Raw genomic sequence first — 19264 nt, 5'->3', positions numbered from 1 at the left:
GTCACTTTCCGGCGTGGAAGCTCATCTTGCGCACATTGGGGCTGATCGGCTCTTCCAGGAAGAAATCGAGCACGGCCTCCTTCGTGGGATCGACCGAGTAAGGCGCGAAGTCCGTGACGCCGTCCTCGGCGAGCACACGCACGTCGATGAAGAAATTGCCCGTGCAGACGCGCGACGGGCGGGTGAGAATGGCGTGCGCGGCGTCGGCGACGATCTCCGGCTTGCGTGAGCGGCGGATCACTTCCTCGCCGCCGAGAAGATTGCCGACGGCGGCGGTGGCGATCGCCGTCTCGGGCCAGAGCGAATTCACGGCGACGCCATCCTTCGCCAAATCCCGCGCCAGTCCCAGCGTCACGAGGCTCATGCCATATTTCGCCATCGTATAGGCGAGATTGGGCGAGAACCATTTCGGGTCGAGGTCGATGGGCGGCGACAGGGTGAGAATATGCGGATTCTCCGCCTTGCGCAGGAAGGGCAAGGCGAGCTTGGCGCAGAGATAGGTCCCGCGCGCATTGATCTGCTGCATCAGATCGAAGCGCTTCATCTCGAGCTGATCGACGCCGCGCAGGTCGATGGCGCTGGCGTTGTTGATCAGAATATCGACGCCGCCGAAGACTTCGGCCGTCTTCGCCATGGCCGCCTCGACCTGATCGTCGAAGCGGATGTCGCAGGAGAGCGCCAGCGCCTTGCCGCCCGCCGCCTCGATTTCAGCCGCGGCCGTGAAGATCGTGCCGGGAATTTTCGGGTTTTCGGTCACGCTTTTCGCCGCCACGGCGATATTCGCGCCGTCGCGCGCCGCACGCTTGGCGATGGCGAGGCCGATGCCGCGGCTGGCGCCGGTGATGAAGAGCGTCTTGCCTCGCAGCGATCCCGACATTGGCCTTCTCCTTGCAAAAAACGGCCTGCGGCCGGCGTTCGTGCGGCGCGCCAGGCTAAGGGCGCATGGATGAGAAAGAGCGCGGCGCGCCTTGCGCCACGCTGTTCACCACAACGCCGTCAGGCGGCGACCTGCGCCGGATAGCCCGCTTCGGTGATGACCTTGGCCAGCGCCGCCGGGTCTTTCGGCGTGGGCGACACGTCCACTTTGCCGGTCGCGAGATCGACCTTCACTTCCGCGCCCGGCTCCACCGACTGCACGGCCTTGGTGACGTGCTTCACGCACATGCCGCAGGTCATATCCTTCACATTGAACGTCGTCATCGTGTCCTCCTTGGGGTTCTCGGTCGAGGGCGCGGCCGCTGCCGCGGGCGCGGTGGTTTCATGCGCCGCCGGCGGGAGCGCCGCCTCGGCGATGACAGGCGGCTGGAAGCGGCGCAGACGCAGGGCGTTGGTCAAAACGAAGACGCTCGACAAAGCCATGGCGCCCGCGCCCAGCATGGGCGAGAGCTGCATACCGTTGACCGGATAGAGCGCGCCGGCGGCGACCGGAACGAGCAGCGCATTATAGCCGAAGGCCCAGAACAGATTTTGCTGGATGTTGCGCATGGTGGCGCGCGAGAGCGCCAGCGCCGCCGGCACCTTGGCGAGATCGCCCGACATCAGCACGACGTCGGCGGCTTCGATCGCAATATCGGTCCCCGTGCCGATGGCGATGCCCGCATCCGCCGCGGCGAGCGCGGGGGCATCGTTCACGCCGTCGCCGACGAAGGCGATCCTCCGGCCCTCGCGCAGCCGCTCGAGCGTCGCCACCTTGCCGTCGGGCATCACGCCGGCGACGACTTCGTCGATGCCGAGGCGCCTGGCGATGGCGTTGGCCGTGCGCGCCTCGTCGCCGGTGATCATGGCGGTCTTCACGCCGATCGCATGCAGCGCGTCGATCGCGGGCTTCGTCGTCGGCTTGAGTTCGTCGGCGACGCAAACAATGGCGCGGACCTTGCCGTCGACAGCGACATAAAAGGGCGTCTTGCCCTCGTCCGAAAGGGCGGCGGCGCTGTCGGCGAAGGCGCTCGCGTCGAAGCCGAGCGAGTCCATGTAGCGCAGGGCGCCGATCGCGACCTTGTGGCGCTCGACCGAGCCTGCCACGCCCATGCCGGAGACGGACTGAAAATCCGTGACGGGCGGAATGGCGAGACCCTGCTCCTTCGCGCGCGACACGATGGCCGCGGCCACCGGATGTTCGGACTGCGCCTCGACGGCCGCCGCGAGCCGCAGAACGTCGTCGGCCTTTTGGCCCGGCGCCGGAACGAGGTCGGTCAGTCTCGGCTTGCCGAAGGTCAGCGTGCCGGTCTTGTCGAAGGCGATGAGCGTGACCTCCTGCAGCGTCTGCAGGGCCTCGCCCTTGCGAAACAGCACGCCGAGCTCGGCGGCGCGCCCGGTGCCGGTCATGATGGCGGCGGGCGTCGCGAGCCCCATGGCGCAGGGGCAGGCGATGATCAGCACGGCGACGGCGCTCACCAGCGCATGGGTGAGGCGCGGCTCGGGGCCGATCAGCATCCAGATCACAAAGGTCGCCGCCGCCACCGCGAAGATCGCCGGAACAAAGACGGCGGTGACGCGGTCGACCATCGCCTGAATGGGAAGCTTCGCGCCCTGCGCCTGCTCGACCATGCGGATGATGCCGGCGAGCGTGGTGTCGGCGCCGACGCGCGTGGCCCGGAAGGAGAAGGCGCCCGAACCGTTGACCGTCGCGCCCGTGACCGTCGCGCCGACGCCCTTGGCGACCGGCGCAGGCTCGCCCGTCACCATGGATTCGTCGACATAAGACGCGCCCGCAGTGACGACGCCGTCCGTGGGCACGCGCTCGCCCGGCCGAACCAGCACGATGTCGCCGACATGCACGTCGTCGATATCCACGTCGACGGTCTCGCCCTCGCGCTCGACGCGCGCCGTCCTGGGCTGCAATTTCGCAAGCGCGCGGATCGCTTCCGAGGTGCGGCCCTTGGCGCGCGCTTCGAGAAAGCGACCGAAGAGGATGAGCGTAACGATGACGACCGCGGCTTCGTAATAGACATGCACGGCGTCGGCCGGCAGCCACTGCGGCAGGAAGGTCGCGACGAGCGAATAGAGATAGGCGCTGAGCGTGCCGACCGCGACGAGCGCGTTCATGTCCGGCTGCCGCCGAAACAGCGCGGGGAGGCCTTTCTGGAAGAAGACGAGGCCGGGCCCGAAGAGAACGAGCGTGGCGAAGAGGAAGGAGAACTGGCGGATCAGCTCTTCGCCGATCGTCGCCATGGCCCAGTGATGAAAGGCCGGAATCAGATGGCCGCCCATCTCCAGGATGAAGACCGGCGCCGTGAAGACGGCCGAGACGATGAGGTTGAAGCGCAGGCGGCGCATTTCCTCCTCGCGCCGCGCGCGCTCGCGGTCGGCGCCGCCGGCGTCGGCCTCGATCTTTCGCGGCTCGTAGCCCGCCTCCGAGACGGCGCGGCGCAGCCTGTCGGCGAGGCCGGGGCCGGAGAGCGCGCGCACGCTCGCGCGCTCGGTCGCCAGATTGACGCTGGCCGAAAGGACGCCCGGCACGGCTTTCAGCGCCTTTTCCACATGGGCGACGCAGGAGGCGCAGGTCATGCCCCCGACGCCGAGCTCGATCGTCTCGACGACGGGCTCATAGCCCGCGTCGGCCACTGACTTCACGAGCGCGGCCGGATCGGCGCCCGGCGCGAGCGACACGTCGACGCGTTCGGTCGCGAGATTGACGCTGGCCGATTCGACCCCCGGCGTTCCCTCGAGCGCCTTCTCGACATGCGAGACGCAGGAGGCGCAGGTCATGCCGCGCACATTGAAATCGAGATGTGTTTCCGCGCCCATGCCGAGCCCCCGACTGGATTTCTTCTTCTCGAGCGAAACCTAAAGCCATCGGCGCGTGCGCGCCACATAGGCGCGGTAGTCCGCGCCGAATTTCGCGCGCAGATGCCGCTCCTCCGGCTCGATCGACAGTTTCTGCAAGGCGAAGGCCAGCAGCGGCGTCAGCAGCACGGTGAAGGGCGAGGCGAGAAGAAGGCCGAGCCCGAGCACGACGGCGACATGCGAGACATAGATCGGATTGCGCGAGAAACGGAACGGGCCGCCTGTCGCAAGATGCGAGGCCGCGCGATGCGGCAGGATGGTCGTCTTCGCCCGCGCGAAGGTCGCAGCGCACCAGGCGTCGTTTGCGAGCGCGAGCGCCACGATCAGGCCGCCGAGAAGCGGCGCGCCGGGGAAGGCGACGAGCCCCGCGAGGGCGCCGCCCGCAGCCCAATCGAGCGTGCGCCCGACGAGGAGCGCGCCAAGGATCAGCAGAGGCGGCCAGGGGATACGCGCGGGCGGCGCGTCGGTTTCCGGTGCGGTCATGACGAGGACTCCGTTACGCTCCAAGATCGCGATCGACGCGCTATTTTTCAACCCGCCGGCCGAGCTTGCGCATTGACTTGCGCCGCGCGCGACCTTTACCAGTTCGCATCCATGTCGGAGAGACCCGTGGCTTCCATGCTCGAGCGGTTTCAGGCGGATCTCGCCGGCCTCGCCGCGCGCGACCGGCTGCGGTCGCTCGCGCCGCGCCTGGGGCTCGACTTCGCCTCGAACGATTATCTCGGCCTCGCCGAGTCGCGCGAACTCGCCGCGGCCGCGGCGGCGGCGCTGGCGCGCGGCGCGCCCGTCGGCGCCGGCGGCTCGCGGCTTCTGCGCGGCAATCATCCGGAGCACGAGGCGCTCGAGGCCGAGGCGGCGCGTTTCTTTCGCGCCGAAAGCGCGCTCTTCTTCGGCGCGGGCTTCTCGGCCAACGAGGCGCTGCTCTCGACGCTGCCGCAGCGCGAGGATCTCATTTTCCACGACGCGCTCGTTCACGCCAGCGCCCATGACGGCATGCGGCTGTCGCGGGCGCCGCGCGCGTCCTTCCCGCACAATGACATTGACGCGCTCGACTCCGCGCTCGCCGCCTGGCGCCGGACGGGCGGGGCAGGGCGCGCCTGGATCGTCGTCGAGAGCCTTTACAGCATGGACGGCGACATGGCGCCGCTCGACGATCTGATGCGGGCGGCCGAGCGCCACGACGCCTTTTTGCTCGTCGACGAAGCTCATGCGACGGGGGTTCTCGGCGCCGGCGGGCGCGGCCTCGCGGCGCGTTTCGAGGGGCGCGAGAACGTCGTCACCGTGCACACCTGCGGCAAGGCGCTCGGCGTGTCCGGGGCGCTCGTCTGTCTCGCGCGGCCGCTGCGCGATTTCCTCGTCAACCGCTGCCGCAATTTCATTTTCGCCACCGCGCCCTCGCCGCTCGTCGCCGCCTGCGTGCGGGCGGCGCTCGCCATCTGCGAGACGGCCGACGACCGCCGCGCCGCCTTGCAGTCCCGCGTCTCCCTCGCCGGGGAAAAGCTGCAAGCATTGTGCGGCGTCGCGCCGTCGGGCACGCAGGTGCAGCCCGTCGTCGTCGGGACGGACGCGCGCGCCATGGCGCTTGCGGCGGCGATGCAGGCGCGCGGCTACGACATACGCGCTATCCGTCCGCCGACCGTGCCCGAGGGAACGGCGCGGCTGCGTCTGTCGCTGACGCTCAATGTGGACGAAGCGCATATCGCGCGCATGATCGGGGATCTTTCACAGGAGCTCGGCGCCATCGCATGAGACGCGCATTCGTCATCGTCGGGACCGACACAGGCGTGGGAAAAACCTGTTTCTCCGCCGGGCTCGTCGGCGCGCTCGGCGCCCATTACTGGAAGCCCGTGCAATCGGGCCTCGAGGAGGAAACCGATTCCGAGACCGTCCTGCGCCTCTCCGGCGTCGCGCCCGATTATATTCTCCCCGAGGCGTGGCGGCTGAAGCTTCCGGCCTCGCCGCATATTTCGGCGCGCGCCGAGGGCGTCGAGATCGATCCGGAGACGCTCGTCGTTCCCGAGGTCGAGGGGCCGCTCGTCATCGAGACGCCGGGCGGCGTGATGGTTCCGCTCACCGACGACGTTCTGACGATCGAGGTGCTCGCGCGCTGGCGCCTGCCGGTCATTCTCGTGGCGCGCACGGCGCTCGGCACGATCAATCACAGCCTTTTGACCATCGAGGCGCTGCGCCGGCGCGACATTCCGATTCACGGCGTCGCCTTCATGGGCGACGAAGAGGCGGCCCCGCAGGAGACCATCCTGCGCAAGGGCGGGGCGCGCGGGCTCGGACGCCTGCCCCGCCTCGCGCCGCTCGACAAGGAGACGCTGCGCGCGGCCTTCGATCAGGCGTTCTCGCGTCAGGATTTCGCATGAGCCTCGTCACGGACTCGCCCGTCTGGCGCCCCTTCACGCAACATGCGCTCCAGCCCGGCGCCTATAAGATCGTCCATGCCGAAGGCGCCTGGCTCACCGCCGAAGACGGAACGCGCTTTCTCGACGCCATCTCCTCCTGGTGGGTCATCACCCATGGCCATCGCCGGCCCGAGATCATGGCGGCGATCCGCCGCCAGACGGAGACGCTCGACCAGATCATCTTCGCCGGCTTCACGCATGAGCCCGCCGAGGCGCTCGCGCGCCGTCTGGTGGAGATGACGCAGCCGGGCCTCGATTACGTCTTCTACTCCGACAGCGGTTCGACGGCCGTCGAGGTCGCGATCAAGATGGCGCTGGGCTTCTGGCGCAACCGCGGCGTGGATCGCCGGCGCATCGTCGCGCTGGAGCACGCCTATCACGGAGATACGGTCGGCGCCATGTCGGCGGGCGCGCGCTCGGTGTTCAATGCGCCCTATGAGCCATTGCTCTTCGACGTGGCGCGCCTTCCCTTCCCTCGTTTGGGCGCCGAGCAGGAGACGCTCGACGCGCTCGAAGCGCAGTGCCGCGCCGGCGCGGCGGCCTTCATCGTGGAGCCGCTCATTCTCGGCGCGGGCGGCATGTTGACCTATGGCGCGCAGACGCTCGCGGAGATGAAGCGCGTCTGCGAACGCCATGGCGCGCTCTTCATCGCCGATGAAGTCATGACCGGCTTCGGCCGCACGGGATCGCTCTTCGCCTGCGAGCAGGCCGGAATCGTTCCCGACATCGCCTGCTATTCGAAGGGGCTGACCGGCGGCGCGGTCCCGCTCGCCGTCACCATGTGCCGCCGGGAGATTTTCGAGGCGCATTACGCGCCGGACCGCGCGCGCGCCTTTTTCCATTCGAGCTCCTTCACCGCCAATCCGATCGGATGCGCGGCGGCGCTTGCCAATCTCGACATATGGGAGCAATCGGACGCGCGCGCGCGCCTCGCGAATGTTTCCGCCATGCAGGCCGAACGCGCGGCGCGCTTTGCAAAGGACCCTCGCTTCAGCGAGGTCCGCCATCTCGGCGCGATCGTGGCGCTCGATCTCCACGTCGCCGAAAGCGGCTATGCCGCGACGCTCGGCCTCGATCTCATCCGCGTCTTCAACGCGCGCGGCCTGCTGATGCGGCCGCTCGGCGCGACGGTCTATGTCCTGCCGCCCTATTGCGTCACGGGCGAGGAGCTCGATCTCGCCTATGACGCGATCGACGAGGCCGCCGATCAGTTCGCTTCGCGCGCGCGTTGAATTTCCGTCTTCACCGAGCGCCCGCGGCCCTCGTCATTGTGCGGGTCGTTGCGCGCGTCGAACTCCTCCTTGAGGGCGCGGCGCAGGATCTTGCCGACGTTGGTTTTCGGCAGGCTGTCGCGGAATTCGTAGAAGCGCGGCGCCTTGTAGCCCGTGAGGCGCTCATGTGCGAAGCGGCGCAGTTCTTCGGTCGTGAGGCTCTTGTCGCGCGGCACGACAAAGGCCATCGGCGCCTCGCCCGAATGGGCGAAGGGAACGCCAATGACCGCGACCTCCTTCACCTTCGGATGTTCGATGAGCGCGGCCTCGACTTCATTGGGATAGACGTTGAATCCGGAAACGAGGATCATGTCCTTCAGCCGGTCGACGATTTTCAGCATGCCGTCCGGCTCCATGATGGCGATGTCGCCGGTCTTGAAATAGCCGTCGGGAGTCATGGCCTTGGCGGTCTCGTCGGGGCGGCGCCAATAGCCCGGCATCACCTGCGGCCCGCGCACCCAGAGCTCGCCGCGCTCGCCCAGCGGCGCGATGGCGTCGTCCGTGCTGCGGATCGAGATTTCGGTCGAGGGCTGCGGATAGCCGATGCCGCCCGTGAATTCCGTAATGTCCGGACGGTTGACGGTGACGATGGGCGAGGTTTCGGAGAGGCCGTAGCCCTCGATGATCGGCTTGCCGGTCAGAGCCTTCCATTTCTGCGCGACGACCTCCTGCGTGGCCATGCCGCCGGAGATGTTCATGACGAGAGGGGAGAAATCCACCTTGCCGATGTCGCGATGGTCGGCCAGCGCGGAATAGAGCGTGTTCACGCCCGAAAACAGCGTGAAGCGCGACTTCCGCATCGTCGCGACAAGGCCGTCGAGATCGCGCGGATTGGCGATCAGCAGGCAGCAGCCGCCCGTACGGATCAGAAGGATGCAGCAGGCCGTGAGCGCGAAGATGTGATAGAGCGGCAGCGCCGTCACCATCACATGCGGCCCGCGCGGCTCGAGATACCATTCGAGCCAGGCCCAGGACTGCGCCACATTCGCCGCGATGTTGCGATGGAGCAGAACCGCGCCCTTGGCGACGCCCGTCGTGCCGCCCGTATATTGCAGAAAGGCGAGGTCGTCCGGCGCGACCTCGACGGGGCTGCGCTTTTCCGCCGGCGTCTTCAGCACCTGCGCAAAGGGCAGGGCGCCCGGCAGGCTGTAGGCCGGGACCATCTTTTTCACGTGGCGGGCCACGAAATTCACGACGAGGCCCTTCAGGCCCATCAGATCGCCCGCCGTGACGATGATGGCGCGCTCGATCTTCATGCGCGGCCAGGCGCGTTCGGCGGTATGGGCGAAGTTCTCGAAGACGAAGAGAAAGCGGGCGCCCGCGTCGTTGAGCTGATGCTCGAGCTCGCCCGGCGTATAGAGCGGGTTGACGTTCACCACGACGCCGCCGGCGATCAGCACGCCAAACAGAATGACCGGATAGGCGAGCACATTGGGCGACATGATCGCGACGCGGTCGCCCTTTTGGAGCCCCTGCGTCTGGAGCCAGGCGGCGACGCGGTCGGCGGCCTGTTCGAACTCCCGATAGCTCAGCCGCGCGCCAAAGCTCTCCATCGCCGGCCGCTCGGCATATTCCGCCGCGCTCCTGCGGAAGACGCCGACCGCCGTCGAGCAGGCGTCGGGGTCGATATCCGCAGGCACGCCCGGCGGATAGGAGGCGAGCCAGGGCCGCGCCGCATAAGGGTCCTGCTGTCGCTCCGGGCTCGTCATCTTGGGCGCCTCGCTGGAAAGTCTCGAAGAAACCGAATCGCTTTTGCTGGTGAAGATAGAGCGACAGAGCGGCGTGCGGCGCAATCGGCGCGCGCGAGTTTTGTTGCGGCGCGATAACTAGGCCGCGCCGCCGCGCGACAGGCCGAGGCCGAGAAGCAAAGCGATGCCGAGGCCCAGCACCAGAAGCGCCGCGCCAAACTCGGCCATGCGGGCGAAAAGCGCGGTTCGGCGCGCGCCGTCGCCCGTCAGGCGCAGCGCCAGGCTTTTGGCGTGGACGGCGAGGGCGGCGAGGGCGCCCGTGGTCAGCGCCGTGCCGGCCGACATGGCCATGACGGCGCCGGCGCCGGCGGCGAACATGCCCTGCGACAGGGTGAAGACCAGAACCAGAATGGCCCCAGAACAGGGCCTGAGCCCCGCGGCGACGACCGTGGCGAAAGCGTCGCTCCAGCGGAAACGCGCGCCGGAGAGCTGCGCGGGGTCGGGGGCGTGGGCATGGCCGCAGCCGGGGCCATGGATATGAGCCGGATCGTCGATCGCCTCGCAGATGAAGCGCCCGGAGCCGGCCCGCGCGGGGGCGCGCAGAAGGGCGAGGAGGCCCCGGCCCTTGATCCAGACCAGCCGCGCGCCGAGCGCGGCGATGGCGACATAGCTCGCGATCTCGACGATTTGCGCCGCGCCGGTCATCTGCCCGGCGGTGGCGTCAAAGACGAGCGCCGCGACGGCCACGAGGGCGATGGCGACGAGCCCCTGCAGCAGGGCGGCGAGCGCCGCGAGCAGAAGGCCGCGCCTGAGCTGGATTTCGTTCGCCACCATGTAGGAGGCGAGCACCGCCTTGCCATGGCCCGGCCCGGCGGCGTGAAAGATCCCATAGGCGAAGCTCGCCGCCGCCAGCGTGAAGACGGCGCGCGGGCCGCTGCCGAGCGCGCGCGCCGCCGCCTGAAGCTCGGCGTGAAACTTGTTCTGCCAGGCCAGAATGAGGCCGGCGAGCCCGCCCGCCGCGCCCATGGCTTCCTGCCCACCGACGGCGAAGGGATGGCGCTGGGCCAGCGCGGGATCGTGAAGGAGAAGAAGGAGGCCCGCGGCGGCGGCCGCGAGCGCCCCGAGCCGCCTGCGCGTCACGGACAGGCCACGACGGCGCGGGTTGCGAGCTTCACGCCGAAATCGGCCCCCGGCGACATGTTCTGGAAGAAGGCTTCGCTCAGCTTCTGATTGTCGGTGGCGACGAGCGGCGCGGGCTCGACGAGGCTGACCGAGCAGCCGGCCGGCGCCCCGGCGAGCTTGACGGGGTCCTTCTTCTCGAGGCCGAAGGAGACGAAATAGGTCGGGTCATAGACCTGGAAGGAGAACGGCTTTCGCGCCGGCGCCGGGGTCTCGAGCGGCAGGAAGAAGTGCAGCGTCACGATCTTCTTGTCGTTTGCTTCGAGATAGACGTCCTCCGGGGCCTTGAAGGCCGCCTTGGCGTTGTTTTGCTTGGCATAAGTGAAATAGTCGAATTCGGCGAGGGACTCGACGTTGGTCTTTGCGAGCGGCGCGAGCTCGTCGCGCGTCGGCGGCTTGCCATTCTTGCCGAGGCCCTGAACGGCGAAGGCGGAGTACATCTCGTCGAACTCCCAGGCGTGGCGCACCCCGAGAATCCGCCCCTCGGGGCCGAAGACGACCTCGCTGCGCACGGCGACCCAGACATGGGGATGGGCCTGCGCCCCGGCCAGGCCGGCGAGGGTCAGGAGCAGGCCGATCAAAAGGCTCCAGAAGCTCATGTCCCTCCCGCCTAGGGTCGGAAATCGGCGAAAACAGGGCGTCGGGCCCCGCGCCGAAAGCCTGTGTATCTTACATTCAAGGGTTCTTGAAAACGACATTCGCTCTGGCCTAGACTACGGAAATGACAAGAGCCGCGCCCCAATGGGCGAGCCGGGCGAAGGGATCGCGCCGACGGCGAGGGCGTAAAGCGGCGATCTTCATGCGTTCGGGCCCGATCCCGGCTCGTTGTTCCTGGTCGTCTTTGCGTTCTGGCGCACAACCGAAGCGCGCATCGCCGTTTTCGCGCAGGAGAGTTGTTGAATGGCGGATATCGTCGCCGGCGACGTAACCCCCGGCTCCGCCTTCGGCGAGGCAAGGCTTTCCGATCGCTTCGACCTGTCCCGCGATCGCGTGCTGATCACGGGCACGCAGGCGATCGTGCGCCTGCTGCTGATGCAGAAGGAGCGGGACCGCCGCGCGGGGCTCAATACGGCGGGCTTCATCACCGGCTATCGCGGCTCGCCGCTGGGCGGCGTCGACGCCCAGATGCACAAGGCGAAGCCGCTCTTCGACCAAAACGACATTCTCTTCCTGCCGGGCCTGAACGAGGATCTCGCCGCCACCGCCATCTGGGGCGCCCAGCAGGCGGAGATGCGCGGCGAAGGCAGATATGACGGCGTCTTCTCCATCTGGTACGGCAAGGGGCCGGGCGTCGACCGCAGCGGCGACGCCCTGCGCCATGTGAACCTCGCCGGCACGTCGCCCCATGGCGGCGCGCTCGCGCTGATGGGCGACGACCATACGGCGGAATCCTCGACGACCGCGCATCAGTCCGACTTCCATTTCGTCGATGTGATGATGCCGATCCTGTCTCCCGCGGGCGTGCAGGAAATTCTCGACTACGGCCTCTACGGCTTCGCCTTGTCGCGCTTCGCCGGGGTCTGGGTCGGGCTGAAGCTTCTGAAGGACACGGTCGAGTCGACCGCCTCGATCGACGGTTCGCTCGAGCGCGTGCGCCCCGTCATCCCTCATGATTTCGTCATGCCGCCGGGCGGGCTCAACATTCGCCCGAGCGATCCGGTGCTCGCGCAGGAGGAGCGGCTGCAGGAGAGCAAGCGCGACGCCATGCTCGCCTTCATCCGCGCCAATCGCCTCAACCGGATCATCACCTCGGGCGGCGCCAACCCGAAGATCGGCGTCATCACCGTCGGCAAGTCCTATCTCGACGTGCGTCAGGCGCTCGACGATCTCGGCGTAGACGAGACGCGCGCCAATGATCTCGGCCTGCGCCTCTACAAGATCGGCGCGCCCTGGCCGCTGGAGCCGAAGGGCGTTCTCGACTTCGCGCGCGGCCTCGATCTCATCATGGTGGTCGAGGAGAAGCGTTCGCTGATCGAATCCCAGCTGCGCGAGACGCTCTATGGCGCGCCGCATCAGCCGGTCTGCATCGGCAAGACGGACGAGCGCGGCGACTGGCTCTTCCCCGCGAAGGGCGCGCTCGACGCCAATGACATCGCCATCGCCATCGGCCGGCGCCTGCTGAAATACCACGGCTCGGAGGAGCTCGAAGCGCGCGTGCGCCGGCTGGAGCGTCTGCAGGACCGGCGCAAGACGATGACCGACGTCACCGTCCGCGTGCCGCATTTCTGCGCCGGCTGCCCGCACTCGACCTCGACCCATGTGCCGGAGGGCGCGCGCGCCTATACGGGCATCGGCTGTCATTACATGGCGCAATGGATGGGCCGCTCGACGGAGGGCTACACCCATATGGGCGGCGAGGGCGCCAACTGGATCGGCGAGGCGCCCTTCTCCACGCGCCGGCACATGTTCCAGAACCTCGGCGACGGCACCTATAATCATTCCGGCTCGCTCGCCATCCGCTTCGCCGTCGCGGCCGGGACCAACATCACCTTCAAGATTCTCTACAATGGCGTCGTCGCCATGACGGGCGGCCAGAAGCACGAGGGCGGCCTCAGCGTCGAAGCCATCGTGCGGCAGGTCGCGGCCGAGGGCGTGCAGAAGATCGCGCTCGTCTCGGACGAGCCCGGCAAATATCCGCCGACCATCGCCTGGCCGCCGGGCCTCACCATTCACCACCGCAACGTCATCAACGAGGTGCAGCGCGAGCTGTCGGAGACGGAAGGCGTCACCGTCCTCATCTACGACCAGACCTGCGCGACCGAAAAGCGCCGCCTGCGCAAGCGCGGCCTGATGCCTGATCCGGACGCGCGCATCATCATCAACGAGCTCGTGTGCGAAGGCTGCGGCGACTGCGGCACGGCGTCGAACTGCGTCGCGGTGCAGCCGGTCGAGACCGAATTCGGCCGCAAGCGCCGCATCGACCAGTCGGCCTGCAACAAGGATTTCTCCTGCCTCGAGGGCTTCTGCCCGAGCTTCGTGACCGTGCACGGCGCCCGCATGAAAAAGGCGCCGCTGCCCACGAAGGAGGACGCCAACGGCCAGCCCGCGCTGCCCGAGCCCAAGATCGCTGAGATCGGCGCGACGCCCTATGGGGTTCTGATCGCGGGCCTCGGCGGCACGGGCGTCGTGACGGTTTCCGCCATTCTCGGCATGGCCGCGCATCTCGAGGGCAAGGGCGTCGGCGTCATCGACATGGCCGGCCTCGCGCAGAAGGGCGGCGCCGTCTATTGCCATGTGAAGATCGGCCGCGCGCCGGCCGACGTTCACGCGATCCGCATCGCCGCAGGCGAAGCGAATCTGCTGCTCGGCTGCGATCTCGTCGTGGCCGGCGCGCGGCAGGTGCTCGCCGCGGTGGAGCAGGGCAAGACGGCCGTGCTCGTCAACAGCGCCGAAGTCTTTCCCGGCGACATCGAGCGCAATCCGGATTTCGTCCTGCCGTCGGAAGAGATCAAGCAGGCGATCCGCCGCGCCGCCGGGCCGGAGTCGATCTTCATCGACACGACCGCGCTCGCCCAGGCGCTGCTCGGCGACTCCATCGCCGCCAATATCTTCATCCTCGGCTACGCCTGGCAGAAGGGTTATCTGCCGCTCTCCGAGGCGGCGATCCTGCGCGCCATCGAGCTCAACGGCGAATCCGTGCCGATGAATCATTCGGCCTTTCTTTGGGGCCGCCGCGCCGCGCATGACATGAAGAGCGTCGAGGCGGTCGTGCAATCGCTGCGCCGTCCGACGGAGGCGAAGCAGCGCTCGAAGACGCTCGAGGACGTCATCGAGCGGCGCGCCGCTTTCCTCGTCGACTATCAGAACGAAGCCTATAGCGCGCATTATCGCGCCCGCGTCGAGGCCATCGCGCGGGTCGAGACGGCGCGCGCTCCCGGCTCGACCGAACTGACCGAGGCGGCCGCCCGCTATCTCTTCAAGCTGATGGCTTTCAAGGACGAGTTCGAAGTCTCGCGGCTCTATACGAGCGAAGCGTTCCAGCGCCAGCTCGCCGAGACGTTCGAAGGCGATCTTCGCCTCGAACTGCATCTCGCGCCGCCCATTCCCTTCCTTCAGCGCAAGACCGACTTCGGCGGCTCGCGCAAGATCACCTTCGGGCCGTGGATGTTTTCGGTCATGAAGGTTCTGGCCCGGCTCAAATGGATTCGCGGTCGCTGGTTCGACGTGACGCGCTTCAACAACGACCGGATCGTCGAGCGCAAGCTTCTGGCGGATTACGAGGCGCTGCTCGACGACATCCTCGTCTCGCTCACGCCCGACAATCACGCCGCCGCCGTGGCGCTGGCGCGGCTTCCCGAAAAGATTCGCGGCTTCGGCCATATCAAGGGCCGCCACATCGCGGCGGCCGAGATCGAGCGGGCGCGTCTCATGGCCGAGTTCCGCAGCCCGGCGGCCGTGAAGCTCGCGGCGGAGTGAGCGTCGCGGCAATGATCCGGCATCCAGGCGGCGGGGCGACGCGCCGGGGCGATGCAGTCGCTCCGACCCTCTCCCCAGCGGAGACAGGACCTGCGCAAGGCAAGGGCGTGCGCGTGCTGCTGCTCGGCGGCGCGAGCGAAGGCCGCGCGCTCGCCGCGCGTCTGGCCGAGCTCGGCGTCGAGGGCGTCGTTTCGCTCGCCGGCCGCACCAGCGCGCCGCTGGCGCAGGCGCTGCCGACGCGCGTCGGCGGCTTCGGCGGCGCCGAGGGGCTCGCGCGCTATCTCGCCGAGGGGCGCTTCACCCATGTCGTCGACGCCACCCATCCCTTCGCGGCGCAGATCTCTGCAAACGCCCGCGCGGCCTGCGCGGCGCTCGACTTGCCGCTCATCGCCCATGCGCGCGCACCCTGGGCGCCCGAGCCCGGCGACCGGTGGATCGAGGTCAAGGACAACGCCGCCGCGGCCGCCGCATTGGGCGAAACGCCGCGCCGGGTCTTTCTCACGATCGGCCGTCAGGGCGTTGCAGACTTTCGCGCCGCGCCGCAGCATGATTATGTGCTGCGCGTGATCGAGCGACCCGACCCGAAGGACCTGCCGCCAAGCTGTGAACTCGTCGCCGCGCGCGGCCCTTTCGCGCGCGAGGATGAAATCGCCCTCATGCGCGCGCGGCGGATCGAGATTGTCGTGAGCAAGAACAGCGGCGGCGCCCTCACCTACGCCAAGATCGAGGCGGCGCGGGCGCTCGGGCTTCCCGTCGTCATGATCGCGCCGCCCCCGCGCGAAGGCGTCGCGGTCGCGCAGGACATCGACGCCGTTCTGGCCTTTCTGGCGTCATGAGCCGCAAGCTGATGATTCAGGGCACGGGGTCGGACGTGGGCAAGTCGCTCGTCGTCGCGGGCCTCGCGCGCGCCTTCGTCAATCGCGGCCTGCGGGTCGCGCCCTTCAAGCCGCAGAATATGTCGAACAACGCCGCCGTGACGGAAGACGGCGGCGAGATCGGCCGCGCCCAGGCCTTGCAGGCGCGCGCCGCGCGGCTTGCCGCAAGCGTCGACATGAACCCGGTCCTTCTCAAGCCGCAGGGCGCCAATGGGTCGCAGGTGGTGGTGCGCGGCCGGATCGCCGGACAGGCGACGGCGCGCGACTATCAGAGCTGGAAGCCCAAACTCATGCCCGCCGTGATGGAAAGCTTCGCGCGCCTCTGCGCGACGGCCGATCTCGTCATCGTCGAAGGCGCGGGGAGCGCGGCGGAAGTCAATCTGCGCGCCAATGACATTGCCAACATGGGCTTCGCCCGCGCGGCGGACGCGCCGGTCGTGCTCGTCGGCGACATCGACCGCGGCGGCGTCATCGCCCAGCTCGTCGGCTGCAAGGCGGTGCTCGACGCGAACGACGCGGCGATGATCGAAGGCTTCATCGTCAACAAATTTCGCGGCGACGCCTCCCTTTTCGACGAAGGGATGCGCTTCGTGGCCGAGCGCACCGGCTGGCGCGCGCTGGGGCTTCTGCCCTATTTCGAGCGCGCCGCGCGTCTGCCGGCCGAGGACGCCTTCGGCCTGAAAAGCGCACGCGCCAGGGAAAAGGAGGGCGTCGTCGTCGCCGTTCCGCTGCTGCCCCATATCGCCAATTTCGACGATCTCGATCCGCTGAAGGCGGAGCCGGGCGTCGATCTGCGCTTCATCGCGCCGGGCGATCCCGTTCCGGCGGCGGCGCGGCTCGTGGTTCTGCCGGGCTCCAAGGCGACGATCGCCGATCTCGCCGCGCTGCGCGCCCATGGCTGGGACACCGACATTCTCGCACATGTCCGGCGCGGCGGGCGGGTCTTCGGCATTTGCGGCGGCTATCAGATGCTTGGGCGCGCCATTCGTGATCCGTTGGGCATGGAAGGCGCCGTGCGCGAGGCGCAGGGTCTCGGCCTTCTCGACATGGAAACGGTTTTGACCGACACGAAGACGCTCGTCGCCGTCGGCGGACGCGGGCTCGCCTTCGACGCGCCGTTTCACGGCTATGAGATGCATGTCGGCGAAACCTCGGGCGCGGCCTGCGCGCGGCCCCTGCTGCGGTTCGACGACGGGCGCCTCGACGGCGCCGTCTCCACGGATGGCCTCGTCATGGGCGCCTATGTGCACGGGCTCTTCGCCGACGACGCCCTGCGCTCCGCCTTTCTGGCGGCGATCGGCGCCGAGGCGTCGCCGCTGCGCTTCGAGGCGTCGATCGAGGAGACGCTCGACGCCCTCGCGGCCCATTGCGAAAGCTTCATCGACCTCGACGCGCTGCTGGAGATCGCCCGATGACGGCGCATCCTTGCGCTTCGCCGGCCCTCGCACATGGCGGCCGCCTCGACGCCGCGCGCCGCCTGTATCCCCATGCGCCGCAGCCCTGGATCGATCTGTCGACGGGCATCAATCCGCGCCCCTATCCGCCGCCGCCGCTCGCCCTCGAGGTCTTTACGCGCCTGCCGGACGAGGACGCTCTCGCCGCGCTGCTCGCCGCCGCGCGCGCCGCCTATGGCGCGCCCGACGGGGCGGCGATCGTCGCCGGGGCCGGGGCGCAGGCCTTCATCCAGCTCATGCCGCGCGTCTTTCCGGCGCGTCGCGTCGGCGTGCTGGGCTTCACCTATGCCGAGCACGCCGCCTGCTGGTCCGCCGCCGGGGCGCAAGTGACGCCGGTCGCACGCCTCGAAGACCTTTCGGATTTCGACGCGGCGGTCATCGTCAATCCCAACAATCCCGACGGGCGCCTGCTCTCGCCGCAAGCGATCGCGCCGCTCGCGGAAGAGATGACGCGCAAGGGCGGCCTTCTCGTGCTGGACGAATCCTTCATGGATTTTCTCCCCGAAAAAAGCAGCGTCGCGCTCGCCGCGCTCGAGGGCGTCGTGCTGCTGCGCTCCTTCGGCAAGGCCTATGGACTCGCGGGCGTCAGGCTTGGCTTTGCGATCTGCGCGCCGATCCGCGCCGGCGCGCTGGGCGCCGTTATCGGGCCATGGGCCGTCTCCGGGCCGGCGCTCGCGATCGGCGCCCGGGCGCTCTCCGATCTTGGCTGGCGGCAGGCGGCGGCCGAGACCTGCGCCGCCGAGGCCGCGCGTCTCGACGCGGCGCTGGCGCAGGCCGGTTTCGAGCCTCTCGGCGGCGTCTCGCTCTTTCGCCTCGTTCGCCACGCGCGGGCGGGCGAGCGGTTCGCCGCCTTATGCGAAAGGGGCGTTCTCGTCCGGGCCTTTCCCGAGCGCCCGAGCTGGCTGCGATTCGGCCTTCCCGCCGATGAGGGCGCCTGGCGCCGGCTCGCGGCCGCCCTGGAGGCGCTCTGATGGCGAAGGACACGATGCGGCCAATAGCCGCGGATGAGGCGGCCGAGGCGCTCGGCCCCGCCGCGCCCTTCGACGCGGCGGAGCGGGCCGCCGTCTATCGGGCGATCCACACGCGGCGCGACGTGCGCAATGAATTCCTCGGCGAGGACGTTCCGCAGGACATCCTCATGCGCATTCTCGACGCCGCGCATCACGCGCCGTCGGTCGGCTTCATGCAGCCGTGGAATTTCATCGTGATTCGCGACCGCGCGGTGCGCGGCGCCGTGCACGACGCCTTTCTGCGCGCCGCCGCCGCGGAAGAGCAGATGCTCGATCCGGCGCGGCGCAGCCACTATCGGAATCTCAAGCTCGAAGGCATTCTCAAGGCGCCCGTCAACATCTGCGTCACCTGCGACCGCAGCCGCCACGGCGCGACGGGACTCGGCCGCACGCAGCAGCCCAACACCGATCTTCTGAGCACCGCCTGCGCCGTTCAAAATCTGTGGCTTGCCGCGCGCGTCGAAGGCGTCGGCGTCGGCTGGGTCAGCATTTTGCGCGAGAGCGAGCTGCGCGACATTCTGGGCGTGCCGCAGGACATCGCCGTCGTCGCCTATCTTTGCGTCGGATTCGTCGAACGCGCCTACAGCAAACCTGAACTGGAGGTGAAGCGCTGGGCGTCGCGTCTGCCGCTGGAATCGCTCGTCTTCGAAGACCGCTGGGGACGCGGGGGGGACCGCTCTTGCCCCTCCACAAAGCTGCCTTAATTCCTTTACCAAATAGCAACCGGCGAGCAATTCCTCGATCGTCAACGCCATCTTAAGCGTCGCAAACGAAGACGTTTGCCGTTGCGTTGGCAATTGGGAATCATCGCGACGCTCCATGTTTTCGGGAGCTGCGGAGACGCATGACCATGGCGCCGGCGACCATCGAACGATATTTCGACAAAGCCTTCCTGCTTGCCAACAACACCGTCGTGACCGTCACGGAGGTGCCGGAGTGCGAGGAGGAGCTGTTGAAGCTTCTCGAAAGCGCCATGCTGCGCGGCTTCGACAATCGCGCGCGGCTGACGGAAATCCATCTGCCGATGGAACGCTTCCCCGACATGGACTCGAAGTTCTGGCACGTGCCGATCGAGGATTGCGGCAAGGCGCAGGTGTTGCGCTTCTTCTTCGAACACCCCGACGCGAGAGCGAATTAACTTCCTTGCGCCTCTCGGCGGCCCTGGCGGCGCGCC

The 19264-nt window shown here is 68.4% G+C and carries 15 protein-coding genes; 9 read left to right on the top strand and 6 right to left on the bottom strand.

Annotated features, from left to right (window positions below):
* Position 1 precedes the first annotated feature (1 nt).
* From WOC76_RS17740 to WOC76_RS17730, 3 genes are all read right to left on the bottom strand, one after another.
* Positions 2 to 877, bottom strand: a complete 876-nt coding sequence (locus tag WOC76_RS17740) for an SDR family oxidoreductase (protein WP_341104960.1) — start codon at positions 875 to 877, stop codon at positions 2 to 4.
* A 119-nt stretch (positions 878 to 996) separates the two neighbouring features.
* Complete coding sequence (locus tag WOC76_RS17735; RefSeq protein WP_445928477.1) at positions 997 to 3708, bottom strand: heavy metal translocating P-type ATPase; 2712 nt, start codon at positions 3706 to 3708, stop codon at positions 997 to 999.
* Between the two features lie 78 nt (positions 3709 to 3786).
* Positions 3787 to 4269 carry a methyltransferase family protein gene (locus WOC76_RS17730; protein ID WP_341104962.1) on the bottom strand — a complete coding sequence of 161 codons (483 nt, stop codon included), beginning with the start codon at positions 4267 to 4269 and terminating at the stop codon, positions 3787 to 3789.
* Positions 4270 to 4404: 135 nt separating this feature from the next.
* On the opposite strand from WOC76_RS17730, the gene WOC76_RS17725 reads away from it, so the two are divergent.
* The 3 genes from WOC76_RS17725 to WOC76_RS17715 are packed head-to-tail and all read left to right on the top strand — an operon-like array spanning position 4405 to position 7429.
* Positions 4405 to 5535 (top strand): 8-amino-7-oxononanoate synthase, encoded by a 1131-nt coding sequence (locus tag WOC76_RS17725; protein WP_341108726.1) that lies wholly within the window; start codon positions 4405 to 4407, stop codon positions 5533 to 5535.
* Complete coding sequence (gene bioD, locus WOC76_RS17720; RefSeq protein WP_341104963.1) at positions 5532 to 6158, top strand: dethiobiotin synthase; 627 nt, start codon at positions 5532 to 5534, stop codon at positions 6156 to 6158. Before WOC76_RS17725 ends, bioD begins: the two co-directional genes overlap by 4 nt.
* A complete protein-coding gene (locus WOC76_RS17715; protein ID WP_341104965.1) occupies positions 6155 to 7429 on the top strand; it encodes an adenosylmethionine--8-amino-7-oxononanoate transaminase in 1275 nt (424 codons plus the stop codon). Before bioD ends, WOC76_RS17715 begins: the two co-directional genes overlap by 4 nt.
* On the opposite strand, the gene WOC76_RS17710 is transcribed toward WOC76_RS17715, so the two are convergent.
* The 3 genes from WOC76_RS17710 to WOC76_RS17700 all read right to left on the bottom strand — a co-directional run bounded on the left by WOC76_RS17710 (position 7405) and on the right by WOC76_RS17700 (position 10934).
* A complete protein-coding gene (locus WOC76_RS17710; protein ID WP_341104966.1) occupies positions 7405 to 9177 on the bottom strand; it encodes an AMP-binding protein in 1773 nt (590 codons plus the stop codon). The genes WOC76_RS17715 and WOC76_RS17710 overlap by 25 nt on opposite strands.
* Before the next feature lie 117 nt (positions 9178 to 9294).
* The gene (locus WOC76_RS17705; RefSeq protein ID WP_341104968.1) at positions 9295 to 10296 is read right to left on the bottom strand and encodes a nickel/cobalt transporter; all 1002 of its coding nucleotides are present in this window, start codon (positions 10294 to 10296) and stop codon (positions 9295 to 9297) included.
* Positions 10293 to 10934: a DUF1007 family protein gene (locus WOC76_RS17700; protein ID WP_341104969.1), complete on the bottom strand. Its 642-nt coding sequence runs from the start codon at positions 10932 to 10934 to the stop codon at positions 10293 to 10295. The genes WOC76_RS17705 and WOC76_RS17700 overlap by 4 nt, the downstream gene beginning before the upstream one ends.
* 301 nt (positions 10935 to 11235) lie before the next feature.
* Here WOC76_RS17700 and WOC76_RS17695 point away from each other — a divergent pair, with 301 nt between their 5' ends.
* From WOC76_RS17695 to WOC76_RS17670, 6 genes are all read left to right on the top strand, one after another.
* Positions 11236 to 14751 carry an indolepyruvate ferredoxin oxidoreductase family protein gene (locus WOC76_RS17695; RefSeq protein WP_341104970.1) on the top strand — a complete coding sequence of 1172 codons (3516 nt, stop codon included), beginning with the start codon at positions 11236 to 11238 and terminating at the stop codon, positions 14749 to 14751.
* Between the two features lie 11 nt (positions 14752 to 14762).
* On the top strand, positions 14763 to 15587 hold the full coding sequence (locus WOC76_RS17690; RefSeq protein ID WP_341104972.1) for a cobalt-precorrin-6A reductase: 825 nt from the start codon (positions 14763 to 14765) through the stop codon (positions 15585 to 15587).
* Positions 15584 to 17041, top strand: coding sequence for a cobyric acid synthase (locus tag WOC76_RS17685; protein WP_341104974.1), 1458 nt, complete (start codon positions 15584 to 15586; stop codon positions 17039 to 17041). The genes WOC76_RS17690 and WOC76_RS17685 overlap by 4 nt, the downstream gene beginning before the upstream one ends.
* The gene (gene cobD, locus WOC76_RS17680) at positions 17038 to 18051 is read left to right on the top strand and encodes a threonine-phosphate decarboxylase CobD (protein WP_341104977.1); all 1014 of its coding nucleotides are present in this window, start codon (positions 17038 to 17040) and stop codon (positions 18049 to 18051) included. The genes WOC76_RS17685 and cobD overlap by 4 nt, the downstream gene beginning before the upstream one ends.
* On the top strand, positions 18051 to 18794 hold the full coding sequence (gene bluB, locus WOC76_RS17675) for a 5,6-dimethylbenzimidazole synthase (protein WP_341389196.1): 744 nt from the start codon (positions 18051 to 18053) through the stop codon (positions 18792 to 18794). The genes cobD and bluB overlap by 1 nt, the downstream gene beginning before the upstream one ends.
* Positions 18795 to 18934: 140 nt before the next feature.
* Positions 18935 to 19228 carry a hypothetical protein gene (locus WOC76_RS17670; RefSeq protein ID WP_341104979.1) on the top strand — a complete coding sequence of 98 codons (294 nt, stop codon included), beginning with the start codon at positions 18935 to 18937 and terminating at the stop codon, positions 19226 to 19228.
* Positions 19229 to 19264: the final 36 nt, after the last annotated feature.

Origin of the sequence: Methylocystis sp. IM3 (genome assembly GCF_038070105.1) — a bacterium.
Classification (GTDB): Bacteria; Pseudomonadota; Alphaproteobacteria; order Rhizobiales; family Beijerinckiaceae; genus Methylocystis.
The sequence above is the reverse complement of the archived record's forward strand: the minus strand, read 5'-3'. Positions and strand labels throughout refer to the sequence as shown.

Bases quoted from the DNA above. Each gene is read 5' to 3' on its own strand.
- bluB (WP_341389196.1), top strand. From the start codon at position 18,051: ATGGCGAAGGACACGATGCGGCCAATAGCCGCGGATGAGGCGGCCGAG.
- cobD (WP_341104977.1), top strand. From the start codon at position 17,038: ATGACGGCGCATCCTTGCGCTTCGCCGGCCCTCGCACATGGCGGCCGC.
- WOC76_RS17730 (WP_341104962.1), bottom strand. From the start codon at position 4,269: ATGACCGCACCGGAAACCGACGCGCCGCCCGCGCGTATCCCCTGGCCG.
- WOC76_RS17670 (WP_341104979.1), top strand. From the start codon at position 18,935: ATGACCATGGCGCCGGCGACCATCGAACGATATTTCGACAAAGCCTTC.
- WOC76_RS17740 (WP_341104960.1), bottom strand. From the start codon at position 877: ATGTCGGGATCGCTGCGAGGCAAGACGCTCTTCATCACCGGCGCCAGC.
- WOC76_RS17690 (WP_341104972.1), top strand. From the start codon at position 14,763: ATGATCCGGCATCCAGGCGGCGGGGCGACGCGCCGGGGCGATGCAGTC.
- WOC76_RS17715 (WP_341104965.1), top strand. From the start codon at position 6,155: ATGAGCCTCGTCACGGACTCGCCCGTCTGGCGCCCCTTCACGCAACAT.
- WOC76_RS17725 (WP_341108726.1), top strand. From the start codon at position 4,405: ATGCTCGAGCGGTTTCAGGCGGATCTCGCCGGCCTCGCCGCGCGCGAC.
- WOC76_RS17735 (WP_445928477.1), bottom strand. From the start codon at position 3,708: ATGACCTGCGCCTCCTGCGTCTCGCATGTCGAGAAGGCGCTCGAGGGA.
- WOC76_RS17710 (WP_341104966.1), bottom strand. From the start codon at position 9,177: ATGACGAGCCCGGAGCGACAGCAGGACCCTTATGCGGCGCGGCCCTGG.
- WOC76_RS17695 (WP_341104970.1), top strand. From the start codon at position 11,236: ATGGCGGATATCGTCGCCGGCGACGTAACCCCCGGCTCCGCCTTCGGC.
- WOC76_RS17700 (WP_341104969.1), bottom strand. From the start codon at position 10,934: ATGAGCTTCTGGAGCCTTTTGATCGGCCTGCTCCTGACCCTCGCCGGC.
- bioD (WP_341104963.1), top strand. From the start codon at position 5,532: ATGAGACGCGCATTCGTCATCGTCGGGACCGACACAGGCGTGGGAAAA.
- WOC76_RS17685 (WP_341104974.1), top strand. From the start codon at position 15,584: ATGAGCCGCAAGCTGATGATTCAGGGCACGGGGTCGGACGTGGGCAAG.